Here is a 20,116-nt window from a genome sequence, read left to right as displayed (position 1 = left end):
GGTGTGTGCGGACCTTTCCTAGGACGGACAACTGGCTCAGGGGAAGCGGATGGCGTCGATCGCGGCGACCTGTTCGGGCGTGAGATCGATGTCGACAGCGGCGCAGGCGGTCGACAGATGCCGCACCGAGGTCGAGCCGACGATCACGCTGAGCACGGGACGCTTGCGCAGCAACCAGGCGATAGCGAGGTCGGCCGGCTCGTGGCCGAACTGCGCTGCGGCATCCTCGAACGCACCGGCGGCCTCCACCTGCGCGTCGGTGAACCCCGGTCCGCCCCAGCGACGATGCCCGCCCCAGTCTCGCTTCGCGGCCGCACGGCCCGCCAGCAGACCCATGCCCAGAGGGCTGTACGCGTACATCGGGATGCCGGCCGACTCGAGCGAGGGGATGACGTCTTCTGCGCGGTCGCGACGGGCGACGCTGTACGAGCACTGGTGCACGATGGGTGCACGAAGGCCGGTGCGCTTGACCGCGTCCAGTATCGCCTCGGTGTCGGCGTGTGTGAAGTTCGAGATCGCCCACGCGCGGATATCGCCGCGATCGATCAGGTCATTGAAGACACCGACGATCTCCTCGGCGGGCGTCTCGGGGTCGGGCTGATGCGCGTAGTAGATATCGAGATGGTCACGCCCGAGTCGCTTGAGACTGAGCGCCGCCTGCTCGAGCACGTGATCGCGTCCGAGATGACCGACGAACGGGCCGTCGATGCGCGCCTGCCCCAAAGGCTCTCCGACCTTAGATGCGACCAGGATCTCGTCGGTGGCATCGGCGAGCGCCTTGCCGAGAAGCTCTTCCGACGACGCGCGTTCCTGCCACGGGGTAGCCCCCGGCCACGAGTAATCCGGCTGGTTCCCGTAGGAGTTCGACGTATCGAACAGAGTGACCCCTGAATCGATCGCATGGCCGACGAGCTCGTCGACGGCTGCGCCCTCTGGCGAAATGCCGAACGTCGCCGTTCCCAAGATGACCTGGGACACGTTCATTCCGGAATCGCCGAGTTGGTTGTACTTCACAAATGGTCCCGTCGTGTGATGGTTTCCGTTCGCGCTCGGGAGCGCTCAGAACGGGATCGAGAGGTTCTTGGAGAGGATGACGTTCTGATCGAGCAGGATCGTGCGGTTCGCGATCTTGAAGCCGGTCTCCGGATCGCGGCGCAGCACGTCCTGGCGCTGTCCGGCCCACACGTCGACATCCACTTCGGAACGGTTGCGGTAGACGATGAAGTACGTGCGCACCGAGAGCTCCTCGATGCCGTCGTCGTTGGTCTCGACCTGCTCGACCCACACGTTGGACACCACGTGACGCGTGCGGCTGGGTGGTTGCTCCGACCAGTGCGTGCTGCTCTCGAGCTGCTTGACGCGCATGCTCAGTTCGTGGTGGTTCTCGTCCATGTGCGACATCCCGATACGCGTCGGGATCTCCTGGTCGAACGAGCGCGTGCGAAGCCGGTTACGACGCAGCGGCATCCAGTAGCGGATGTCCTGGGCGAAGAGCGCGAGCCACTTCGACCAGCGCCACTCGTCGAGCAGGCGAGCCTCGTGGTAGTAGAACTGCGTCACCTGGTGCTGCAGTTCGGGCGACACGTGGATGTACGGAAACGCCTCGTCCTGGTGGACGGCGGTCTCCTCATAAGACAGGGTCATCGGTCAATCTCTCTCGAGTCGCGGATGGATCAGGCGTCAGCCGAGGTCTCGGGGACCCACGTGGCGCGGTCTCGGATGACGGTCGGAGACGCCTTCGCGCGCTCCTTCGCCCGCTCGACGAACTCGGGGACGCGCGGGTCGCTCTGCACGACAGGCCACTCCTCACTCGTCATGAACTCCAGCCAGCGGCGATAGATCGCGCGAGCGGGCAGCTCGCCGAAGCCCTGATTCTGGATGTGTCCGGGGTACTCGTCGTGCTCCCAGACCTCGGTGCCCATGCCCATCTGCATGTTCCACGAGATCTTGCGGGCCTGATAGCCGTTCTCGAGGATGTCGCGCACGTAGGCCCAGTTCTCGCCGTCGTCCATCTCGACGACGCCGGCCGCGCCCTCGGCGAACGAGACGCGCGTGATGAGCTCATCTTTCAGCTCCTGCGGCATGCTCTTGTCGACCGCGACGAACTCCCACGCCTCGAATTCGTTGGGGCCCTTGGGGTGCCACACGCGGAAGATCGTGCGCGCCGACGTGGTCGGCTCGTTCGAGAGGTTCGGAAGGCCGCCGAAGTTCGGGAAGATCGTGAAGTTGCCGCCGATGGGACGCCCCCTACCGTGCTTCTCCTCCATCTTGCGCACACGGTTGTCGAGCCATTCGGTGACCTCGGGGCCCATTCCGGCGGCCTTGCCGCCCGCCATCTCGGAGAAGAAGGCGAAGCCGTGGCCCTGTCGCGATCCGACGAGGTGACCGTACTCGTTCTCGAGTGCGGGGTCGTACGCCATGAGCAGACCGAGCGATGACGCGTGGGTCACCGCGGCGTGGTAGGCATCGCCGCCGGACTGCTCGGCGATGATCTTCCAGTTGCCGGGGACACGCCACTTGATGATTCCGGGCAGGAACTCCATGCCGCCGTCGGAGGCGTCGAGCCACGTGTCCATGTAGTACGTGAAGTCGCCGAGGTAGTCCACCAGCGGCGGTGCGTCGTCGTCGAAGTTGCCGAAGTACAGGCCCTTGTACTCCTCGACGCGGATGGAGCGTAGGCCCCACTTCGACTTGTCGAGCTTTCCGTGGTAGACCTCTTCTTCGTACGGAGCCGAGGTGAGCTCGCCCGCCAGATTGTAGACCCAGCCGTGGTAGGGGCAGGTGAACTGCTTCATGTTGCCCTCTTCGGCGCGGCACACCATCATGCCGCGGTGGCGGCACGAGTTGAGCATCGCCTTTACCGAGCCGTCTCGCTGGCGTGCGACGATCACGGGGTCAGCACCCATGTAGGTCGTGAAGAAGTCGCCGGGCTTGGGGATCAGTGAATCGTGGGCGAGGAAGAGCCACGTACGGCCGAAGACCTTCTCGAGCTCCCGGCGGTAGATCTCCTCGTTGGTGAAGATCTCAGGGGAGAGACTGCCGTTCTGCCAATCGACCATCTCTTCGAGGTCGTGGTTGGTAAGGGTCATGAGTACCTCTCGGGTCCTACCGGTCCATGTGATGGAGGGATGCTGCGGCGTACCGCGTCGATTACCTGACGCTAGGCACTGCCGCACGCCGCTCCAAGAAATCGGTCCACTGTGCGAAATCGTTGGCGCGTCGGGTTCATGGTCGATGTTCCGTTCACCGATACGCCGACTGGCGCAGCCGTCCTCGGAGCTGAATAGTTTGCGGGACACCGATGCCAACATCAGGAGGTTCGCATGAGCAATACCTTCACAGTCCTCGCCGATAGAGGCGAAGCGGTCCCCGGCGTGCTTGAGGCGAAGCTCGTGCGGATGCTGAGCGAAGCCCCGGGTTACCCGCAGGACATCGCTCGAGCGCTCGGGGTGGCCGTCGACCGGGTCGCATCGGCACTCGGCGTCATGGCCGAGGCCGGTCTGATCGAGGCCCGAGACGGCTCGTACGGGTCGTGGTATCTGCCTCGCCAGGCAGCATGAGCGTTCACCGCCACCGCGGCGTGTCACTGTGTGATCGGGACACGGTCGACTCAAGATGTGGGCGGCCTTCGCAATCGCGCACATTGAACCCCCGGCGCCCGCGTCGCTCCACACGACGTGATTCACGATGGCGCTGAGGCGAGTCCTCCACCAGTTGGCGGCTCACGTTCTTGTCATTCTGAAGGCAGCGACCTCAGGCCCGGCGCCGCATGGCCGAGAGTGGATCGCCGTGGACGGGCTCACCTGGGCGTACATGAGCACAATTGCGGATGGCGGGACGAACAGGCAGGCCGTGGATGAGAACCCCCGTGACGCAGGGGCCGACGTCGAGTCACCCGGGGATCTTCCTAGGGGTGAAAGGTGACTCGGTGCTCTACTTCGCCCGGCAACCAATAGTTCGGGCACGCCCGGTCGAACCCTGCAATGCGGACCAATAGTTGATCACGGGTGATTTGTCATGACCTATCCGTACAGCCGCGTCCCCGGCCTGCGTGGAAATCACTTGGGCTGGTCCAATTGGGCGAAGTTCGAGGCTGATGAGAGCGACGGTTCAGCGGCGCTCGGAGCTCCCGAGGGCACTCAACCAGACATCGCGCACGTGGGAGCTCGGCGTCGTGTGGGCGACACCTATGAGCTCCGTCTCACCCCCGCGGGTTTGGCAAGACACTGGAGTGAGCTTCTCGAAGTCGACGGTGCGCGAGTCGACTGTCCTCGCCCCTTCCAGAGCGTCCGGGCTCGGTCGCCGATCGAGGTGGGCACCCCGATCAGCGTGAGTGCGCTCGTGCTCGAGGTGAACAAGGTGCCCAGCGGGTACGAACTGACGGTGGAGCACGACGTCCTCGTGCAGGACGGCCTCCGCCAAGTAATGTCGGCGCGCGCCGTGTACCTCGTTCACAACTGAGGGTCGCGTCTCTCGTGCGCTTGCCGAAAGGGGTAGCTGCGTCCATGTGTCACTGACCGAACCACGATCGGCGTCGGATCGGCCGGCGGGGATTAGCGTCGGCAGGGTGTCGCCCGATGTCGGTTCCCAGGTCACAAGCACCACGACCGCCTCCGGGACGGGCGTCGCGCTCAGCGTACGACGACGGTGGCTCGCATACTGGACCGCAGTGTCAGTGGCGGCGCTGACGATTCTCGATCTCACCAAGGTGAACGTGGCGGTGCCGTCGATACAAGCGGCGTTCGAGGCAAGCTCGACCCACCTGCAGCTCATCGTCTCCGGGTACGTGCTCGCATTCGGCCTCGTGCTTGTCCCCGCCGGAAGGCTCGGCGACCAGCGGTCGCGAAAAGCGCTATTCATCGTAGGTCTCTCGCTCTTCCTGGTGGCCAGCGTTGCGTGTGCGCTCGCGCCGAGTGCGACCGCGTTGATGATTTCGCGCATCGTGCAGGGTGCGGCTGCGGGACTCCAGATGCCGCAGGTGCTGGGGCTCATCCAGCAGCTGTTCACGGGTGCTGAACGCGGGAGCGCCTTCGGCCTGTTCGGGGCAACGATCGGGGTTGCGACGGCGTTCGGACCGACTCTTGGCGGTCTGCTTATCGCAATTGGTGGCGAGGCAGACGGATGGCGCCTCATCTTCTGGATGAATGTGCCGCTGTCGCTCCTGGTGATCGTGCTGGCCGCATGGTTGCTGCCCGGTGCCCGGGGACGATCACAGAGACGGCTCGAACTGGATCCAGTCGGTGTCTTGCTCTTTGCGCTCACCGTGCTGGCTTTCCTGTGGCCGTTCTTGTTCACCACCGGATCGCCGAATGACGATCCGCGACGGTGGTGGCTGCTGGGTGCGGCGTTGCTGCTGCTTTCTGCCTTGATCTGGTGGGAGAGGCACTACGCGGCGCGGAGCCGGCTGCCCTTGATGCCGTTCCGGATGTTCAGGACGATCTCGTTTCGCAACGGCGTGCTGCTGTCGACGACGGTGTTCGCGTCTCTGTCCGGGATGCTGATCGTGACGACTCTGTTTCTCCAGGAAGGATTGGCGCTCAGCCCGGTCGTCTCGGGGATGGTGTTGATCGGCTTCGCGGTTGCCGAAGCGATCTCGTCCTGGATCGGCGGGCTTCTCGTTGCCCGGATCGGGCGGAAACTTGTCGTCGCCGGACTCCTGGGACTTGTCCTCAGTGAGGCGGGTATCGTGGCCGCCGCTGTGCTCGCGGCCCCGGCTGCCGCTATATGGTTCATGGCCTGTGCGTTGACGTGCGGTGGTGTCTTCGTCGGCATCGTGCTCGCACCGAATCAGACGCTCATGCTCGGTGAGATCGCCCCGCATGAGGGAGGGCTGGCTGGCTCCATCGGCCAACTGGGGCAACGCATCGGGACCGCCGTGGGCAGCGCCGTTGCGCTTGCCCTGTTCTACGCATCGATCAACGGGGCGAACGGCGACGGGTCCGATGGGGCGGCGTACCCGGGCGCGTACACAGCCGGGATGATCGCTTCCCTCGTCTTCGTCTCTCTAGCGGCCCTCGTAGGCGCAGTGGATCTCATTCGGCACCGCACGGCAGTCCCGCAGCAGTTTCCTCCGCTTCGAAATCTGGTTGTTGGCTCTCGCGCGAACGAGTGAGCACATGCCGCACAGGCGCGAGTCGGTTGCGTCAGCCGTGATAGCCGTGAAGCGGATGCATCAGACCGGCGCGGTCGCCCAGGCGTTGGCGCAGGTGGCGGGTCACGGCTGGTGTGAAGCATCCGATCAGCCGAGGATATGAATCGTGGTCGTGCGCGAGATCGTCCGGCATCCACTCGGACATCCAGGCCGCGACGGCGCGCGCAGCACGCGCCCCCCGCGCGCCCGAGTCGGACGAAGTCCCCACAAGCCAGGTCACGCCGATCCGGCCCGGTCCGTCCAGAATGGCCGACGCGGAGGTGCCGTCGGTCTCAAGAAACACCTGGCCGTAGGCGCCAGCGGGAAGGCGCCTCATAAGTCGCGCGATCATTGCGATGTCGGCGAGGTCTCCTGCCGCGACGAAGTGCGTGTGCGTCTCGGACGGCTCTCCAATGTGGGCTTTTGCCATAAGACCACCCTACTTAGGTTAACCTAACTTGCAACCACTGACTGCAATGCGACGACGTCCGCTGCAACGCTGAAACGTAGCGGACGAGGACGGCGCGGCGTCGCACGTGCAAGGCGCTCGGTCGAGTTACCCCCGGCCGAGCGCCATGCAATGATCCTTCGCGGCTGGCGTCAGACGAGGTCGAACCGGTCGAGCTCGGTGACCTTGCCCCACGCCTTCACGAAGTCGCGCACGAACTTCTCGTTGGCATCATCCGAGGCGTACACCTCGGCGACGGCGCGCAGCTCCGAGTTCGACGAGAACAGCAGATCGACTCGCGTGCCGATGCCGACGGACGCACCGGAGCCGTCCTTCGAGCCGGCGAACGCGTGCGAGCCCCGGTCGAGCGGCTTCCACGTGGTGCCGAGGTCGAGCAGGTTCACGAAGAAGTCGTTCGTGAGCACGCCCTTGCGGTCGGTGAAGACACCGTAGTCCGAGTCGTCCCAGTTCGTGCCGAGTACGCGCAGGCCGCCGACGAGCACCGTCAGCTCCGGCGCGCTCAGGGTGAGCAGGTTCGCACGGTCGATGAGGTGGTGCTCCTCGGGCATGAACGCCTGCGGTCCGTAGTAGTTGCGGAATCCGTCGGTGATCGGCTCGAGGAACGCGAACGAGTGCACATCGGTCTGCTCCTGCGTGGCGTCGGTGCGGCCCGGGTGGAAGACGACCTCCGCCTCGACACCGGCGTCCTTCGCCGCCTTCTCGACCGCCGCGTTGCCGGCGAGCACGATGAGGTCGGCCAGCGACACCTTCTTGCCGTCGGTGCGGCCGTCGCTGAACGAGGCCTGGATCTCCTCGAGCTTCGCGATGACCGTCGCGAGCTGGGCGGGCTTGTTGACCTCCCAGTCCTTCTGCGGGGCGAGGCGGATGCGGGCGCCGTTCACGCCGCCGCGCTTGTCGCTGCCGCGGAACGAGGATGCCGCCGCCCACGTGGTCTCGACGAGCTGCGACACGGTGAGACCGGACTCGAGGACCCGCGCCTTGAGCGCAGCCGCGTCGGCCGCGTCGATGAGCTCGTGGTCGACCGCGGGGACGCGGTCCTGCCACAGCAGCTCCTCCGCCGGGACCTCGGGGCCGAGGTAGCGCTCGATCGGGCCCATGTCGCGGTGGGTGAGCTTGAACCACGCACGCGCGAACGCGTCGGCGAAGGCCTCGGGGTCGTCCTTGAACTTCCGCGAGATCTTGTCGTACGCGGGGTCGGTGCGAAGCGCCAGGTCGCTCGTGAGCATGCGCGGCTCGCGACGGCCGTTCGAGTGCGCCAGCGGCACCATGTCGGCGCCGCCGCCGTTGATCGGGCGCCACTGGTGGCCGCCGCCGGGGCTGCGCATGAGCTCCCACTCATACGCGTAGAGGATGTGGAAGAACTCGTTGTCCCAGCGGGTCGGGTGGTAGGTCCAGGTGACCTCGAGACCCGAGGTGATGGTGTCGTCGCCGTGACCGGTGCCGTGGTTGTTCTTCCAGCCCAGGCCCTGCTCCTCGATGCCCGCGGCCTCGGGGTTGTGGCCGACGTTCGTGTCGGGCGCCGCGCCGTGGGTCTTGCCGAAGGTGTGGCCACCGGCGATGAGCGCGACGGTCTCCTCGTCGTCCATCGCCATGCGGCCGAAGGTCTCGCGGATGTCGCGCGCCGACGCCAGCGGGTCGGGCTCGCCATTGGGGCCCTCCGGGTTGACGTAGATGAGACCCATCTGCACGGCGGCCAGCGGTCGCTCCAGCTCGCGGTCGCCCGAGTAGCGCTCGTCGTCGAGCCATGTGGTCTCGGGACCCCAGTACACGTCGGCGTCGGGCTCCCATACGTCGGCGCGGCCTCCGGCGTAGCCGAACGTCTGGAAGCCCATCGACTCGAGCGCGACATTGCCGGCGAGGATCATGAGGTCGGCCCACGACAGCGACTGGCCGTACTTCTTCTTGACCGGCCAGAGCAGGCGGCGGGCCTTGTCGAGGTTGACGTTGTCGGGCCAGCTGTTCAGCGGCGCGAAGCGCTGCTGTCCGGCCCCGCCGCCGCCGCGGCCGTCGGTCACGCGGTACGTGCCGGCGCTGTGCCACGCCATGCGGATCATGAGCGGGCCGTAGTTGCCGAAGTCGGCCGGCCACCAGTCCTGCGACGTGGTGAGCGTCTCGGCGATGTCCGCCTTGACCGCGGCCAGGTCGAGAGCCTCGAAGGCCGCCTTGTAATCGAAGTCCTCACCCAGCGGGTTGGCGACCGCGGGGTTCTTCGCGAGGATCTTGAGGTTCAGCTGGTTGGGCCACCACACGCTGTTCGCGTTGCCGGTGGTGGGGTGCGGCTGGCCGCCGTGGATGACGGGGCAGCCCTCGGACTCGTTCGGGCGCGGACGGGTCTCGCCGTCCTCGCGCTCGTCGACCGGCGTGTCGATCGGGGTGACCGCCTGATCGATGTCAGTGGGATTCTCGCCGAGCTTCGGTGCGTTCTTGTTGGTCATGGCTTCCTTCCAATCGGGATGGGCTGGGGAATCGGACAGGATCAGGATGCTGCGGCCTCGGCCCGTGCGCCGGGCCCGGCGTCGGCGTCGGCCGTGCACGCGGGGCAGATGTCGCGGGTTGACTGAAGATTCGATCGGGATGATCGCCGCAGCGCCGGGTCACAGTGACGAATCGCCAGGCAATGCGATCACGGCCCCCCGTCCCCCGGCACCGCAACGGCTCTATCACTCGGAGAGCCTAGAAGTTCGTTCAACTGCAGCTGAATGTGAGGTTCGTCCTGCGGACCCGGACCGCCGGTTCCGATCTCGGGCTCGTGGAACCGATGCGCCCGCGCAGCGTCGGCGCATCGCTCGCGGACTGTCATGGAGTCGTCGGCGAGCATCACTGTCGCATCCGCCCGGTCACGACGGTATCCACCCGGGTGCAGGGGCAGACGCTTTCAGCGTCGTCCTGGATCGGGGGCCTCCGTCCGGGTCACGGCATTCCGAGACCACGAGGAGGACGGGTCCGCGGTCTCGGCGGCCGTGACCACCACGACCCGCTATTGACTCCGCTGAAACGCGATGAGCGCCGCCGTCCATGTGGTGCGGCGGCGGCGCTCACCTTCGCAGGCGACGTCGGATCAGCACAAACCCTTCAGCATCGACATCGGGCTCGCGATCCTCACGTCGTTCGGCGCGGGTTCGCAGGCGCGATCTCCTCGTCGCCTTGACAGCGATTCTTCTGCCGACGCGGTCGTGTGTGCAGGGCTCCGCCGCGCGGCCGCGTGTCAGTAGCCGACGTTCTGGCGGACGAGAACGACGTGGATGCGGCCGGGCCGCTCCTGGCGGATTTCGAGGATCTTGTTCACCGAGCTCGGCACACCGTAGGCCGCTCGCGCCCGGATGTCCTCCAACGGCAGAGTGTGCTGGTACACACGCTCGTGCGCGGTGGCGAGGTCGGGGACGATCTTCTGCACGCCCACGACGAAGATGACCTGCTCAGCGGTGTACAAATACGCCCCGAGCTGGCTGCCGCTGGCCGACGCGATCATCAGAATGCCATCCTCTGTGACCGCGTGGACACTGCCCAGCGCAACCTGCGCTTTGGCGACGACTGCCTTCTGCTCGTCCCTCTGGGTCTCCCAGTCGAGAGCTGCGAGCGCGGTGCGCGCCGACCCGTAGTGCCCTTCGTCGATCGCGGCGCTGATGCCTGCCTGGTCGACGGTGACAGAGGTGTGTGTCATCACTGAGGCGCCCTCCGGGATGCGGGCGAGCGCGGCATGACGCGCCTCGTCGAGGGTGTCGGTGACCTCGACGCTGAATCCACGGCTCTCGAGAGCGGTGCGGGTGGCATCGATCGTGGCCGTGTCTGGGATCAGTGTGAAGCGGGTCTTCGAGTCTGTGGTCATGGCGGATGGCTGCCTTTCTGAGGGCGATGTCGTGATTGGCCGTCCTACAGAATAACCGGACTTTACCCCGTTTATTCCTTCGGTAGGGTGACTTCGGTGGGGCGTATGGAATTGCGGCTGGGCGACGGGCGGGAAGAGCGCGCCGACGCCGCCCGGAATCGCCGGCGCTTGCTCGCCGTCGCCCGTGAGATCCTCGCTCGCGACGGAATCGACAGGCTCACGATGGACGCACTGGCTCAGCGCTCCGGCCTGGGCAAGGGCACGGTCTACCGACGGTTCGGATCCCGAGCCGGAATCTTCCTGGCACTGCTGGACGAGCGCGAGCGCGAGTTGCAGGCGCAGATGCTGTCAGGGCCACCGCCGCTCGGTCCTGGCGCGGACCCGATTGCGCGGCTGATCGCATACGGTCACGCCCGGATCGGGTTTCTCCTGGAGAACCTCGAGATCGCGCGGGCTTCGCTCGATGGGCGCGCTCCCTCTCCAGGTTCGGAAATCGCCCTCCTGTCGGAGACGCACATTCTCATGCTGTTGCGCCAGATCCCGCTCGGCGACGCGGACCGGGAGATTCTGGCGGTGCAGCTCGTTGGTGCCCTCGAAGGCCCTGAGCTGCTCTTGCTGGCAGCAGCACCGCGCAACCTGCCGGACTACGCGACCCGGCTGCTCACTGGATGGGCGGACCTCATCGCCCGGTTGTGCGGTGGGGCCGAGAGCGGAACTCGCAAATAAGAAGTCGTGGCCAACTCGGGTTCCGGCGCTCGACCATGTCGCACACCCGTGTTGACAACCCGCGGGGCAACTTCGGCGCGGCCGTCACTTCCGGACCGTCGCGCATCTGCCGCCCGCGGCTTGGTGATCGATCGGTCCGACAAGCCCGTGAAGCTAAGCGCTCTGCTCTCCCCGCCGTGCGCGGTAGCGCGCGGCGTGCAGGCGGTTGCCGCACGTCTGGCTGTCGCAGTAGCGACGCGAGGCGTTCTTGGAGACGTCGATGAACGTCTTCTCGCAGTCCTGGCCGTCGCAGATGCGGAAGCGGTCCTCACCCTGCGTGGTGAGGAGGCGAGCCAGGCCGATTCCGGTGAGCGCGGTGAGCTTGGATGAGAAGGTCGCGTCGTCCATCGTGTAGTGGAAGTGGGGGCGCTCGTCGCCCGAGTGGGCTGCCAATTGCGGAGTGCTGCCGGCAGACACGAGCAGTGAGTTGACCAGCGCGATCCGGGCGTCGACGCTCGGGTGGCGGAGGAAATCTTCGAGTCGGCTGCGGAGGAGCCGCACTTCCACCTCCTCGGCCCGTGAGTGCTCCGGCTTGTAAGAAAGGGCGTTGCGAACCGCGATCTGATCGATGGTCGCGGAGTGCTCGAGCAGGTCCTCGCTGCCGCCCGAACGCTGCGCCGAGGTGTTCAGCAGGTCGGTGATCACCCCGAACGCTGCCCTGGCGTCATTATCGAAGAGCATCTTGCTCCTTTTCTTTCTGTGCTGCCTGCGGGGAGGGTCGCCCGCAGAAACCTCGGATTCTCGTGTGCTCTAATTCCCTGATGATACTGACGCTGCCCATCGCAGGGCCCGGCTGTCGACGGGTTTCCTAGGTCAGCATCAGGATCGTCATCTGTGAAATGCATTTCGATCATGTTTCAATTCCGAGAATACTGAGTCGGAACGTGGGTCAACGCTTGCATCGAAGCATCGGTGTCAGTAGCTTTCTCTCAATTGAACATGACTTCCCGAGTCATGGCATTGCATCCCTGAGAAGGAGACACGGCATGAGCATCACCCAGAACCGCTCGGCTCGTCGACGCAGCGCAGGCGCCCTCACTGTGGTGGGCGTCGCCATCCTCGCCCTGGCGGGCTGCGCCTCGGCGAGTGCGGACGCCGACACGGCGGCGGAGTCCGTCGTTCCGGAGAGCGATCGCGGCATCCTCGTCGACAGCGTGCCCGAGGAGTTCGCGGACGGCATCACGGTGGCCACGCAGGCCGATATCGCTCCGCTGACCTACACCACCGACGACGGTGAGGTCGTCGGGTTCGATCAGGATCTGCTCGCCGCGCTCTCGGACGTCGTCGGCGTCGAGTTCACGGTCGAGCCGGTCACGTTCGAGAACCTCATCCTCGGCCTCGAGAGCGGCACATACGACTTCGTCGCCGACACCACCATCAAGAACGAGCGACTCGCGAAGTACGACATGCTCAGCTACATGACCTCGTCGTACAGCGCCGCGGGTCTTGCCGACGCGGATAAGCTCGACGACGACGTGACCGGGCTGTGCGGCCACTCGATGGGCGTCGTCTCGGGCGAGGTCATCATCGACTTCGTCAAGACGCAGATCGACCCGGAGTGCTCCGCCGCCGGGCTCGACGCGGTCTCGCTCACCGAGTACAAGGACTTCGCGTCGACCGTGCTCGCCGTGCGCAGCGAGAACGTCGAGGGCATGATCGTCGACACGATGACCTTCGGGTACTTCCAGTCGGGCGAGGCCGGCGCGGACTTCGCGTACAACGGCCCGACCCGGCTGAACCCGTCGAACTCCGGGTATTCCTTCCTCAAGGGGCAGAACCAGGAGCTCGCCGTCGTAATCCAGGAGGCGCTGAACACCCTCGTGGACGACGGCGTCTACGCAGAGCTGCTGGAGAAGTACGGTCTCACCGAATCCGGTGTCGAGGGCGGGCCCGTCCTCAACCCCGAAGCGAGCATCTGAAAGTAGTAGATCCCATGCCCCTTCTCGAAACGGGGACGACGGACGCGAAGCGCGTGGCCTTGGCCGAGTTGAAGACTCGGCCGAGGCCCGCCATCGGCCGATATGTCGCCGCCACCGTCGCCGTCCTAGCAGCCCTGCTCTTCATTTGGAGTCTCGTTGTCAACGAGGCGATCGACTGGAGCGACGTCGGGCGCTACCTGTTCAACCCGCGCATCCTCGACGGCGTCGTGGTCACGATCCAGATAACGGTGCTGTCGCTGCTCGTCGGGTTCTCCAGCGGCCTCATCATCGCCCTGATGCGGCTCTCGCAGAGTCGCATCATGCAGACGATCGCGGTGGTGTGGGTCTGGTTCTTCCGTGCCGTGCCTGTGCTGGTGATCCTCATCCTGGTCAACAACATCGCGCTGCTGTACCCCGAGCTCGGGATCGGCCTGCCCGGGATGCCGATGCTCATCGGCGTCGACACCAAGACCGTCGTCTCGCCTTTCCTCGCCGCGGTGATCGCCTTCGGCGCGAATGAGGGCGCATACGCCAGCGAGGTGTTCCGAGCGTCGATCAAGAGTGTTCCGACCGGCCAGTTCGAGGCGGCGAAGGCGCTCGGCATGGGCTCGGTGCGGATGTACACGCGCGTCGTACTGCCGCAGGCGATGCGGATCGCCGTCCCACCGCTGTCGAACAACACCATCAACATGCTCAAGGGCACATCCCTGGTGTCCTACATCGGCGTCGCGGATCTGCTGTACACCTCGCAGTCGATCTACGCGCAGAACTACCTCGTGATCCCACTGCTGCTCGTCGCGTGCCTCTGGTACCTGCTGCTGGTCAGCGTGCTCAGCGTCGCCCAGAGCCTGCTCGAGCGCCGCCTCGGATTCGATCGGAAACGGCGCCAGAAGGCGCGACTCGCGGAGGAGACCCTCTCCAATGGCTGACACGATCCTCGACGCCGTCGGCGTCACGAAGCGATTCGGGGAGGACACGGTGCTCGATCGCGTGTCGCTCACCGTCGACAAGGGCGACATCGTCTGTCTCCTCGGGCCGTCCGGCGCCGGCAAGACGACATTCCTGCGCTGCCTCAACCATCTCGAGAAGCCCGACTCGGGGGCCGTGTTCCTCGAGAACGAGCTCCTCGGATACCACCGAGTGGGCGACTCCCTCGTCGAGCTGCCCCAGCGCGCCATCGCCAAGCAGCGTCAGCGCGTGGGCATGGTCTTCCAGTCGTTCAACCTGTTCCCTCACATGACGGCGCTGGAGAACGTGATCGAAGCCCCGGTGAAGATAAAGGGGGTCCGCAAGAGCGAGGCGATCGACCGTGCGCGCGGGCTCCTCGATTCGGTCGGCCTCCTCCATAAGGCGGACTCCACGCCGCAGCAGCTGTCGGGCGGGCAGCAGCAGCGGGTCGCGATCGCACGCGCCCTCGCAATGCAGCCCGAGGTCGTGCTCTTCGACGAGCCGACGTCGGCGCTCGATCCCGAGTTCGTGGGGGAGGTCCTCACGGTGATGCAGAAACTCGCCGACGAGGGCACCACCATGGTCATCGTGACGCACGAGATCGGGTTCGCGCGGGAGGTGGCCGCACGCGCCGTCTTCATGGAGCGCGGCCGCATCCTCGAGGAGGGCACGGTCGAGCAGCTGACCGACTCACCGCAGTACGAGCGCACCCGCGACTTTTTCGCGAAGGTGCTCTGAGAACGCCACCGCACCAATCCGAAGCGCCCTCCCGCATAGCGGGAGGGCGCTTCGGAGTTCAGCCGCTCAGGGCAGAATAGCGACCGCGCGGCCGGGGCCACCGGCGGAGTGGGCCACCTTCACCGGAAGAAAGATGAACTGCGCGCCGCGCGTCGGCAGCTGGTCGAGACCGGCGAGGCACTCGACGAACACCATGCCCCGCGAGAGGCCGGCGACATGGGTGGGCGCCCCGTCGTGCGCCGGGCCCATGCTCGCGCCGTCGGTGCCGACGCAGCGCACGCCGCGGGCCCCCAGGTGCTCCATGGCGGAGACATCCGGGGCAGGCCACGCGTCGGTGTCGGCGCGCTCGAGCGGGCGCCGGATGTACTCGGCGCCGCGGTCGCCGACGACGTAGTGCGCGTCCCAGCCGCTGCGGAACAGCACGATCTCGCCTGGCGCGATCTCGCCGTGCTCGTCCTCCCAGGAGCGAACGACGGAAGCGGTGATGAGGGGGCTGCGCCCCGGCGCCGCCGTGCCGACGAGTCCGGTGATGTCGATGACCGCCGCGGGCCCGATGAACTGCGCGGGATCGACGCGGTCCCCGGTGATGGCCCCCAGTGGATGCGCCATCGGCAGGCCGGAGTCCTCGTGCGCGAGGAAGTGCGCGGGCGCGTCGAAGTGTGTGCCGGTGTGCTCGTCGAGGATCAGCCCGTGCGAGCGGTATGGCGCGTTGTTGCCGCACAGACGGATGCCGGCGTCATCCGCCACCTCCTCGAACCAGTGTTCGACGAAGTGGCGGAACGGCAGTGCTCCCGGCCACGAGGCCGGGAGCTCGGGCGCGAGTGTCAGGGACAGGTCGACGACGCGTCCCCCTGGTGTCCGGCTCATCGGGCGGTGTACCCGCCGTCGGCGGCGAGCACTGCGCCGGTGATGAACGACGAGCGGTCCGACAGGAGGAAGACCACAGGATCGGCGATCTCGACGGGATCGGCGACGCGGGCGATCGGGTGCGCGGCGACGATGTCGGTGCGCGCCTGGGTGGGGTCGGGGAGCCCGCCCAGGTAGTCGTCGAGGAACTCCCCGCCGATGGAACCGGGCGACACCGCGTTGCAGCGGATCCCCTCGGATGCGAGATCGACGGCCAGCTGCTTGGTCAGCATCTTCACGGCGCCCTTGGATGCGCAGTAAGCGACCTGCCCGGGGAGTCCGACCTCCCCGGAGATCGATGTGATGTTGACGATCGCGCCGCCGTCGCCGTGTCTGCGGAAGTGCTCGACGGCGAGCTTCGCGCCGATGAACGCGCCGCGCGCGTTGACGGCCATGGCGCGGTCGAACCCCTCGACGCTGGTTTCGTCGATCGAGCCGACGACCATGAGCCCGGCGTTGTTGACGAGCCCGTCGACGCGGCCCCACTCGTTCTCCGCGACCGCGAATGCCGCGGCGAACGAGTCGGGGTCGGACACGTCGACACGGATGCCGCGGGCCGAGCCACCGGCATCCGTCACGCGTGCGACCGTCTCGTGCGTGCCTTCGACGTCGAGGTCGGCGACGACCACGCGGGCGCCTGCGGCCGCCGCGCGCTCGGCGATCGCACGGCCGGCGCCACGGGCGCCTCCGGTCACGACAACGACGCGTCCCTCCAGCTCTCTTTCGCTCATGCGTGCTCCTCCTGATCGATGCGGGTGTAGGTGGTGATGACGGCGGAGTCGTCCAGGCGCCCGTCGCCGTGCGCGGAGGCAGCGGCGAAGCGCTCGAACGCGGCGTCGACCATCGGCAGCGGCAGGCGCGCTTCGGCGCGCACGAGCCCGAGATCCTTCACGAAGATGTCGATCGCGCTCTTGGGCTCATCGAACTCCTCGGCAACCATCCGCGGCCCCCGGTCGGCGAGCATGAACGATGCTGCGGCACCGCTGGAGAGGATCGCGAGGGCCTGCTCGGGGTCGACCCCGAGCGACTCCGCGTAGGCCAGCCCCTCCGCTGCGACAGCGATGTGCACGCCGCACAGGAGCTGGTTGACGAGCTTCATGCGCTGGCCGTCGCCGACCGCGGCACCCAGCCGATAGACGTTGCCGCCGAGGGCGTCGAGCGTCGCGTCGGCCCGCGCGAACGCGTCGGGTGAGGCGCTGGCCATGATGAGGAGGTCGCCGGTCGCCGCACGGCGCACGCCACCCGACACCGGTGCGTCGACGACGAGTCCGCTGGCGGCCTCGACCTGCGCGGCGATGGCCTGCACCGACTCGAGGCCGACCGTCGCCATCACGATCACGACGGCGCCCGGGCGGAGCCCGGCGAGCACACCGTCAGGGCCGCCGAGCGCGGACTCGGCTTGCGTCGGCGTCGCGACCATCAGCGCGACGACATCGGCGTCGGCCGCCTGGGCGGCGGTGTGGGCGCGCTCGAAGCCGTCGAGCCGGTCGACAGGCGCATACGGGTCAAACCCGGTCACAGTGAAGCCCGAAGCGGCGAGGTGGCGGGCCATCGGCCGCCCCATCGCGCCCAGGCCGATGAAACCGATCGTTGTCATGAGGTCTCCTCGTCGGTGAAGGTCAGCCGGCGCAGGCGCTCGACGGCGATCCGCAGATCGTCGTCGCCGCCCACGTTGCCGGGGAAGATGACATACGGCAGGTCGATGGTGCGGCGCAGCGCCTCGATGGGGCGGATGATCGACACCTTGCCGTCGAACAGCTGCCCGACGACGGACGCGGAACGGATGCCGAGTCCCTGCGCCGCGGTCTCGTGAGAGGTGATCCCGCCCTTGGCGATCACCCAGCCCAGCTCGGCGCGGGCGTGCACGGCCGCGACGATCTCGCAGAGCGAGTCGGACAGTCGGCGCGCGAGATCGCCGCCGGCCGAGGTGTCGCGCACCTCGGCGCGGGGGGTCTCGAGCACGACGTCGTTCGTCTGGAGCGCAGCGACGACGGCCTCGACCAGCGCCGCGCGATCGCCCGGATCCTCGGAGGTGAGCGCGTCGATGCCGGCCTCGAAGCGGGCGAGTCCGGTCACGCCGGTGAGCGATGCGAGCTGGCGGGTGGTCTGCGGCACGTGCGAGCCGACGACCACCAGCCCGTGACCCCGCCGGGCAGGGAACGCCGCCCGCAGCTCGTCATCGGTGAGCGCGGGCAGCGAGTCGCGCCGGGCCAAGGCTCGGACGAGCGACGGCGCGCAGCGCACGACCATAGGGACTCCGGCGGCATGCAGACGCTGCAGCGCTGCGGCGATGGCGTCGATGTGGGCGACGGTGGTCGCGTCGACGACGGTCCAGGATCCCCCACCGTTCGCGATGGCGGAGGCGACGGCATCCGTCCCCTCGGCGACGAGCTCGAGCGGCACGATGTCGACCTCGCCTGCATCGGCGACCGCGCCGACCTCGGCGAGAAAGTCGGGAAGGTCGGACGAAGAGAATCCGAAGCGGGCGTCGGTGGCGAAGGGCGTCTCGCCGACGGGCACCGGCTGGCCCGCGATGTCGACGAAGTGCCGGCCGGCGCGCGTGGTGCGTCCGGCCTCGATGAACGCGGGGACGAACACGCGGCGCACCCCCGCCCCGTCGGGGAGTGCCGCGCGCAGCGCACCGACCTCGACGGCAACGTGGCCCCGCAGCGTCGAGTCCCCACGGCTGACGAGCAGTGGCATGGCGCCCGCCCGCTCTCGCAGGGCGGCCGCGACGCGCTGATTGGCCGAGCGCGCGGCGTCCGCCGAGAGGGCACGGGAGTTGGTGAGCACGCAGACCGCCAGTTCGCCGGCATCGAGGTGACGGTTCAGCAGCGCGGGGTCGACGCCGAAGATCAGGGCGACATCGCGCAGAGTTTGGGCACCGGTGGGATCGTCGTCGACGATGACCGCCGTCATCGCGGAAGCTCCGTGATCAACATGCGTCTCCGATCATGATTGAACTAAAGGAAGCAAATGATTGTGAACGCCACGTTACAGCAAGTAACGATGTCAATCACTAGCAAAAATAATTTGACTACTTAGTTCACGCATGGGTACCGTCATGCCATGCCCGTTCTCCCGGACGGGGCAGGAGAGGATTTCTGATGTCAACGGACAAGGTGCGCGTCTGCGTGGTGGGCGCTGGAGTGACGGGGCTGGTGGCGATCCGCGAGCTCGTCGACGCAGGCTTCGACGTGCAGGCGTACGAGCGCACGGATGACGTCGTGGGCGTGTGGGCCCGGGTGTACGACACCGTCCACCTGCTCACGTCCCGCGAGGCGACGTCGTTCCGTGACTACCCGATGCCCGAGTCGTACCCGTCGTTCCCGACCGGCGAGCAGTACCGGCAGTACATCCGCTGGTTCGCCGACGCCGCGGACCTGCGCCAGTACATCGCCTTCAACACCGACGTGGTCGAAGCCGTGCCGCTCAACGGCGGCACCGACGGCTGGAACGTCACCCTCGGCGACGGCACGGTCGAGCACTTCGACGCTCTCGTCGCCGCGCACGGCCACCTGTGGGCACCCCGGATTCCGAGCTATCCCGGCGCGTTCACCGGCACGCAGCTGCACACATCGGAATACCACAACCCGTCAGACTTCGTCGGCGACCGGGTGCTCGTGGTCGGCTCCGGCAACTCCGCGTGCGACATGGTGACCGATGCGATCGCGTCCGGCCGCAGCCCCATGATGTCGCTCCGCTCCGGCACCTGGTTCGTCCCGCAGTCGTTCTTCGGCACGCCTCGGGGGAACCTCGAATTCCTCAAGCACACACCGGATGGCACCCTCAACGATTTCAACCGGTTCCTCGTCAAGGCGAGCATCGGCACCCCGTCGGCATACGGATTCCCCGAGCCGGAGCACGACGACTGGGCGTCCACGCCGCCGACGTTCAGCACCCTGGTGCCGTACTGGGCGCAGCGCGGGCGCGTGCGCGCGGTGCCGGAGATCAGCCGCTTCGACGGTCAGAGCGTGCACTTCACCGACGGCTCCGTGGAAGAGGTCGACACCATCGTCTGGGCGACCGGATACCGTGCGCCGGTGCCGTTCGTCGCCGAGGGCGTCATCACGGAGACCGCCGGGTACCCGTCGCGCATCGTGGGCGGCCTGGTGTCGTCGGATGCCGACAACCTCTACTACTCCGGGATGTGCAGCCCGCGTGGCGGCGCCCCGCACAATTACGGCCGCGGCGCCCAGACCATCGCGCAGCTCGTCGCCGCCCGCGCCCGCATCGGCCGCCCGCTCGCGGAGACCGTGTTCGCCGACGAGGTGCCCAGCGGCCGCATGGACTGGCTGCTGCCAGCGTGGGTCGAGGAGCTCGAAGCGGCGGAGGCACGCCTCGCGATGGCCGTCGCCGAGTTCGCGGACCGTCCGGACGAGCTCGTCGCCGTCTGACCCGCCGACGACCGCCGC

General features: G+C 67.1%; 20 protein-coding genes. 9 read left to right on the top strand and 11 right to left on the bottom strand.

Annotated features, from left to right (window positions below):
* Positions 1–36: 36 nt before the first annotated feature.
* From IR212_RS12900 to IR212_RS12890, 3 genes are read right to left on the bottom strand one after another with little or no spacing between them, the layout of a single operon-like run.
* Positions 37–1,014, bottom strand: coding sequence for an aldo/keto reductase (locus IR212_RS12900; RefSeq protein WP_194396288.1), 978 nt, complete (start codon positions 1,012–1,014; stop codon positions 37–39).
* Between the two features lie 45 nt (positions 1,015–1,059).
* Positions 1,060–1,644, bottom strand: a complete 585-nt coding sequence (locus IR212_RS12895) for an aromatic-ring-hydroxylating dioxygenase subunit beta (RefSeq protein WP_194396287.1) — start codon at positions 1,642–1,644, stop codon at positions 1,060–1,062.
* 29 nt (positions 1,645–1,673) lie between these two features.
* Complete coding sequence (locus IR212_RS12890) at positions 1,674–3,089, bottom strand: aromatic ring-hydroxylating oxygenase subunit alpha (RefSeq protein WP_228479314.1); 1,416 nt, start codon at positions 3,087–3,089, stop codon at positions 1,674–1,676.
* Positions 3,090–3,323: 234 nt separating this feature from the next.
* On the opposite strand from IR212_RS12890, the gene IR212_RS12885 reads away from it, so the two are divergent.
* From IR212_RS12885 to IR212_RS12875, 3 genes are all read left to right on the top strand, one after another.
* A complete protein-coding gene (locus tag IR212_RS12885; protein ID WP_194396286.1) occupies positions 3,324–3,560 on the top strand; it encodes a winged helix-turn-helix domain-containing protein in 237 nt (78 codons plus the stop codon).
* Positions 3,561–4,311: 751 nt separating this feature from the next.
* Positions 4,312–4,461 carry a hypothetical protein gene (locus tag IR212_RS12880; protein WP_194396285.1) on the top strand — a complete coding sequence of 50 codons (150 nt, stop codon included), beginning with the start codon at positions 4,312–4,314 and terminating at the stop codon, positions 4,459–4,461.
* Positions 4,462–4,675: 214 nt separating this feature from the next.
* The gene (locus tag IR212_RS12875; protein ID WP_337907600.1) at positions 4,676–6,112 is read left to right on the top strand and encodes an MFS transporter; all 1,437 of its coding nucleotides are present in this window, start codon (positions 4,676–4,678) and stop codon (positions 6,110–6,112) included.
* A gap of 31 nt (positions 6,113–6,143) precedes the next feature.
* On the opposite strand, the gene IR212_RS12870 is transcribed toward IR212_RS12875, so the two are convergent.
* Together IR212_RS12870 and katG are read right to left on the bottom strand one after the other, a co-directional pair.
* Entirely contained in the window at positions 6,144–6,560 is a 417-nt protein-coding gene (locus IR212_RS12870) for an SIP domain-containing protein (protein WP_194396284.1), read from the bottom strand.
* Positions 6,561–6,730: 170 nt separating this feature from the next.
* Positions 6,731–9,034: a catalase/peroxidase HPI gene (gene katG / locus IR212_RS12865; protein ID WP_228479313.1), complete on the bottom strand. Its 2,304-nt coding sequence runs from the start codon at positions 9,032–9,034 to the stop codon at positions 6,731–6,733.
* A gap of 564 nt (positions 9,035–9,598) precedes the next feature.
* Between katG and IR212_RS12860 the strand changes: the two genes are divergently transcribed.
* A complete protein-coding gene (locus tag IR212_RS12860; RefSeq protein ID WP_194396283.1) occupies positions 9,599–9,811 on the top strand; it encodes a hypothetical protein in 213 nt (70 codons plus the stop codon).
* Here the strand turns inward: IR212_RS12860 and IR212_RS12855 are convergent.
* Positions 9,805–10,425 (bottom strand): LUD domain-containing protein, encoded by a 621-nt coding sequence (locus tag IR212_RS12855; RefSeq protein ID WP_194396282.1) that lies wholly within the window; start codon positions 10,423–10,425, stop codon positions 9,805–9,807. The two genes, IR212_RS12860 and IR212_RS12855, sit on opposite strands and share 7 nt — an antisense overlap.
* 105 nt (positions 10,426–10,530) lie before the next feature.
* Between IR212_RS12855 and IR212_RS12850 the strand changes: the two genes are divergently transcribed.
* Positions 10,531–11,151, top strand: coding sequence for a TetR/AcrR family transcriptional regulator (locus IR212_RS12850; protein ID WP_194396281.1), 621 nt, complete (start codon positions 10,531–10,533; stop codon positions 11,149–11,151).
* Between the two features lie 153 nt (positions 11,152–11,304).
* On the opposite strand, the gene IR212_RS12845 is transcribed toward IR212_RS12850, so the two are convergent.
* Positions 11,305–11,871 carry a CGNR zinc finger domain-containing protein gene (locus IR212_RS12845; protein ID WP_194396280.1) on the bottom strand — a complete coding sequence of 189 codons (567 nt, stop codon included), beginning with the start codon at positions 11,869–11,871 and terminating at the stop codon, positions 11,305–11,307.
* Positions 11,872–12,176: 305 nt separating this feature from the next.
* Here IR212_RS12845 and IR212_RS12840 point away from each other — a divergent pair, with 305 nt between their 5' ends.
* The 3 genes from IR212_RS12840 to IR212_RS12830 are packed head-to-tail and all read left to right on the top strand — an operon-like array spanning position 12,177 to position 14,795.
* A complete protein-coding gene (locus IR212_RS12840; protein WP_194396279.1) occupies positions 12,177–13,109 on the top strand; it encodes a transporter substrate-binding domain-containing protein in 933 nt (310 codons plus the stop codon).
* A gap of 14 nt (positions 13,110–13,123) precedes the next feature.
* Positions 13,124–14,038: an amino acid ABC transporter permease gene (locus IR212_RS12835; protein WP_194396278.1), complete on the top strand. Its 915-nt coding sequence runs from the start codon at positions 13,124–13,126 to the stop codon at positions 14,036–14,038.
* On the top strand, positions 14,031–14,795 hold the full coding sequence (locus IR212_RS12830) for an amino acid ABC transporter ATP-binding protein (protein WP_194396277.1): 765 nt from the start codon (positions 14,031–14,033) through the stop codon (positions 14,793–14,795). Before IR212_RS12835 ends, IR212_RS12830 begins: the two co-directional genes overlap by 8 nt.
* A 66-nt stretch (positions 14,796–14,861) precedes the next feature.
* Here IR212_RS12830 and IR212_RS12825 read toward each other — a convergent pair whose 3' ends face one another.
* Genes IR212_RS12825 through IR212_RS12810 form a run of 4 tightly spaced genes read right to left on the bottom strand, consistent with a single transcriptional unit; the run spans position 14,862 to position 18,620 of the window.
* The gene (locus tag IR212_RS12825) at positions 14,862–15,662 is read right to left on the bottom strand and encodes a cyclase family protein (RefSeq protein ID WP_194396276.1); all 801 of its coding nucleotides are present in this window, start codon (positions 15,660–15,662) and stop codon (positions 14,862–14,864) included.
* Entirely contained in the window at positions 15,659–16,432 is a 774-nt protein-coding gene (locus IR212_RS12820; protein WP_194396275.1) for an SDR family NAD(P)-dependent oxidoreductase, read from the bottom strand. The genes IR212_RS12825 and IR212_RS12820 overlap by 4 nt, the downstream gene beginning before the upstream one ends.
* Positions 16,429–17,298, bottom strand: coding sequence for an NAD(P)-dependent oxidoreductase (locus IR212_RS12815; RefSeq protein ID WP_194396274.1), 870 nt, complete (start codon positions 17,296–17,298; stop codon positions 16,429–16,431). The genes IR212_RS12820 and IR212_RS12815 overlap by 4 nt, the downstream gene beginning before the upstream one ends.
* Complete coding sequence (locus tag IR212_RS12810) at positions 17,295–18,620, bottom strand: four-carbon acid sugar kinase family protein (protein WP_194396273.1); 1,326 nt, start codon at positions 18,618–18,620, stop codon at positions 17,295–17,297. Before IR212_RS12810 ends, IR212_RS12815 begins: the two co-directional genes overlap by 4 nt.
* A gap of 188 nt (positions 18,621–18,808) precedes the next feature.
* Between IR212_RS12810 and IR212_RS17130 the strand changes: the two genes are divergently transcribed.
* On the top strand, positions 18,809–20,098 hold the full coding sequence (locus IR212_RS17130; protein ID WP_228479312.1) for a flavin-containing monooxygenase: 1,290 nt from the start codon (positions 18,809–18,811) through the stop codon (positions 20,096–20,098).
* The last annotated feature ends 18 nt before the right edge of the window (positions 20,099–20,116 follow it).

Origin of the sequence: Microbacterium atlanticum (assembly GCF_015277815.1) — a bacterium.
In the GTDB taxonomy this organism is placed as follows: Bacteria; Actinomycetota; Actinomycetes; order Actinomycetales; family Microbacteriaceae; genus Microbacterium; species Microbacterium atlanticum.
Note: the sequence above shows the minus strand (reverse complement) of the source record. Positions and strands in the feature narration are given on the sequence as shown.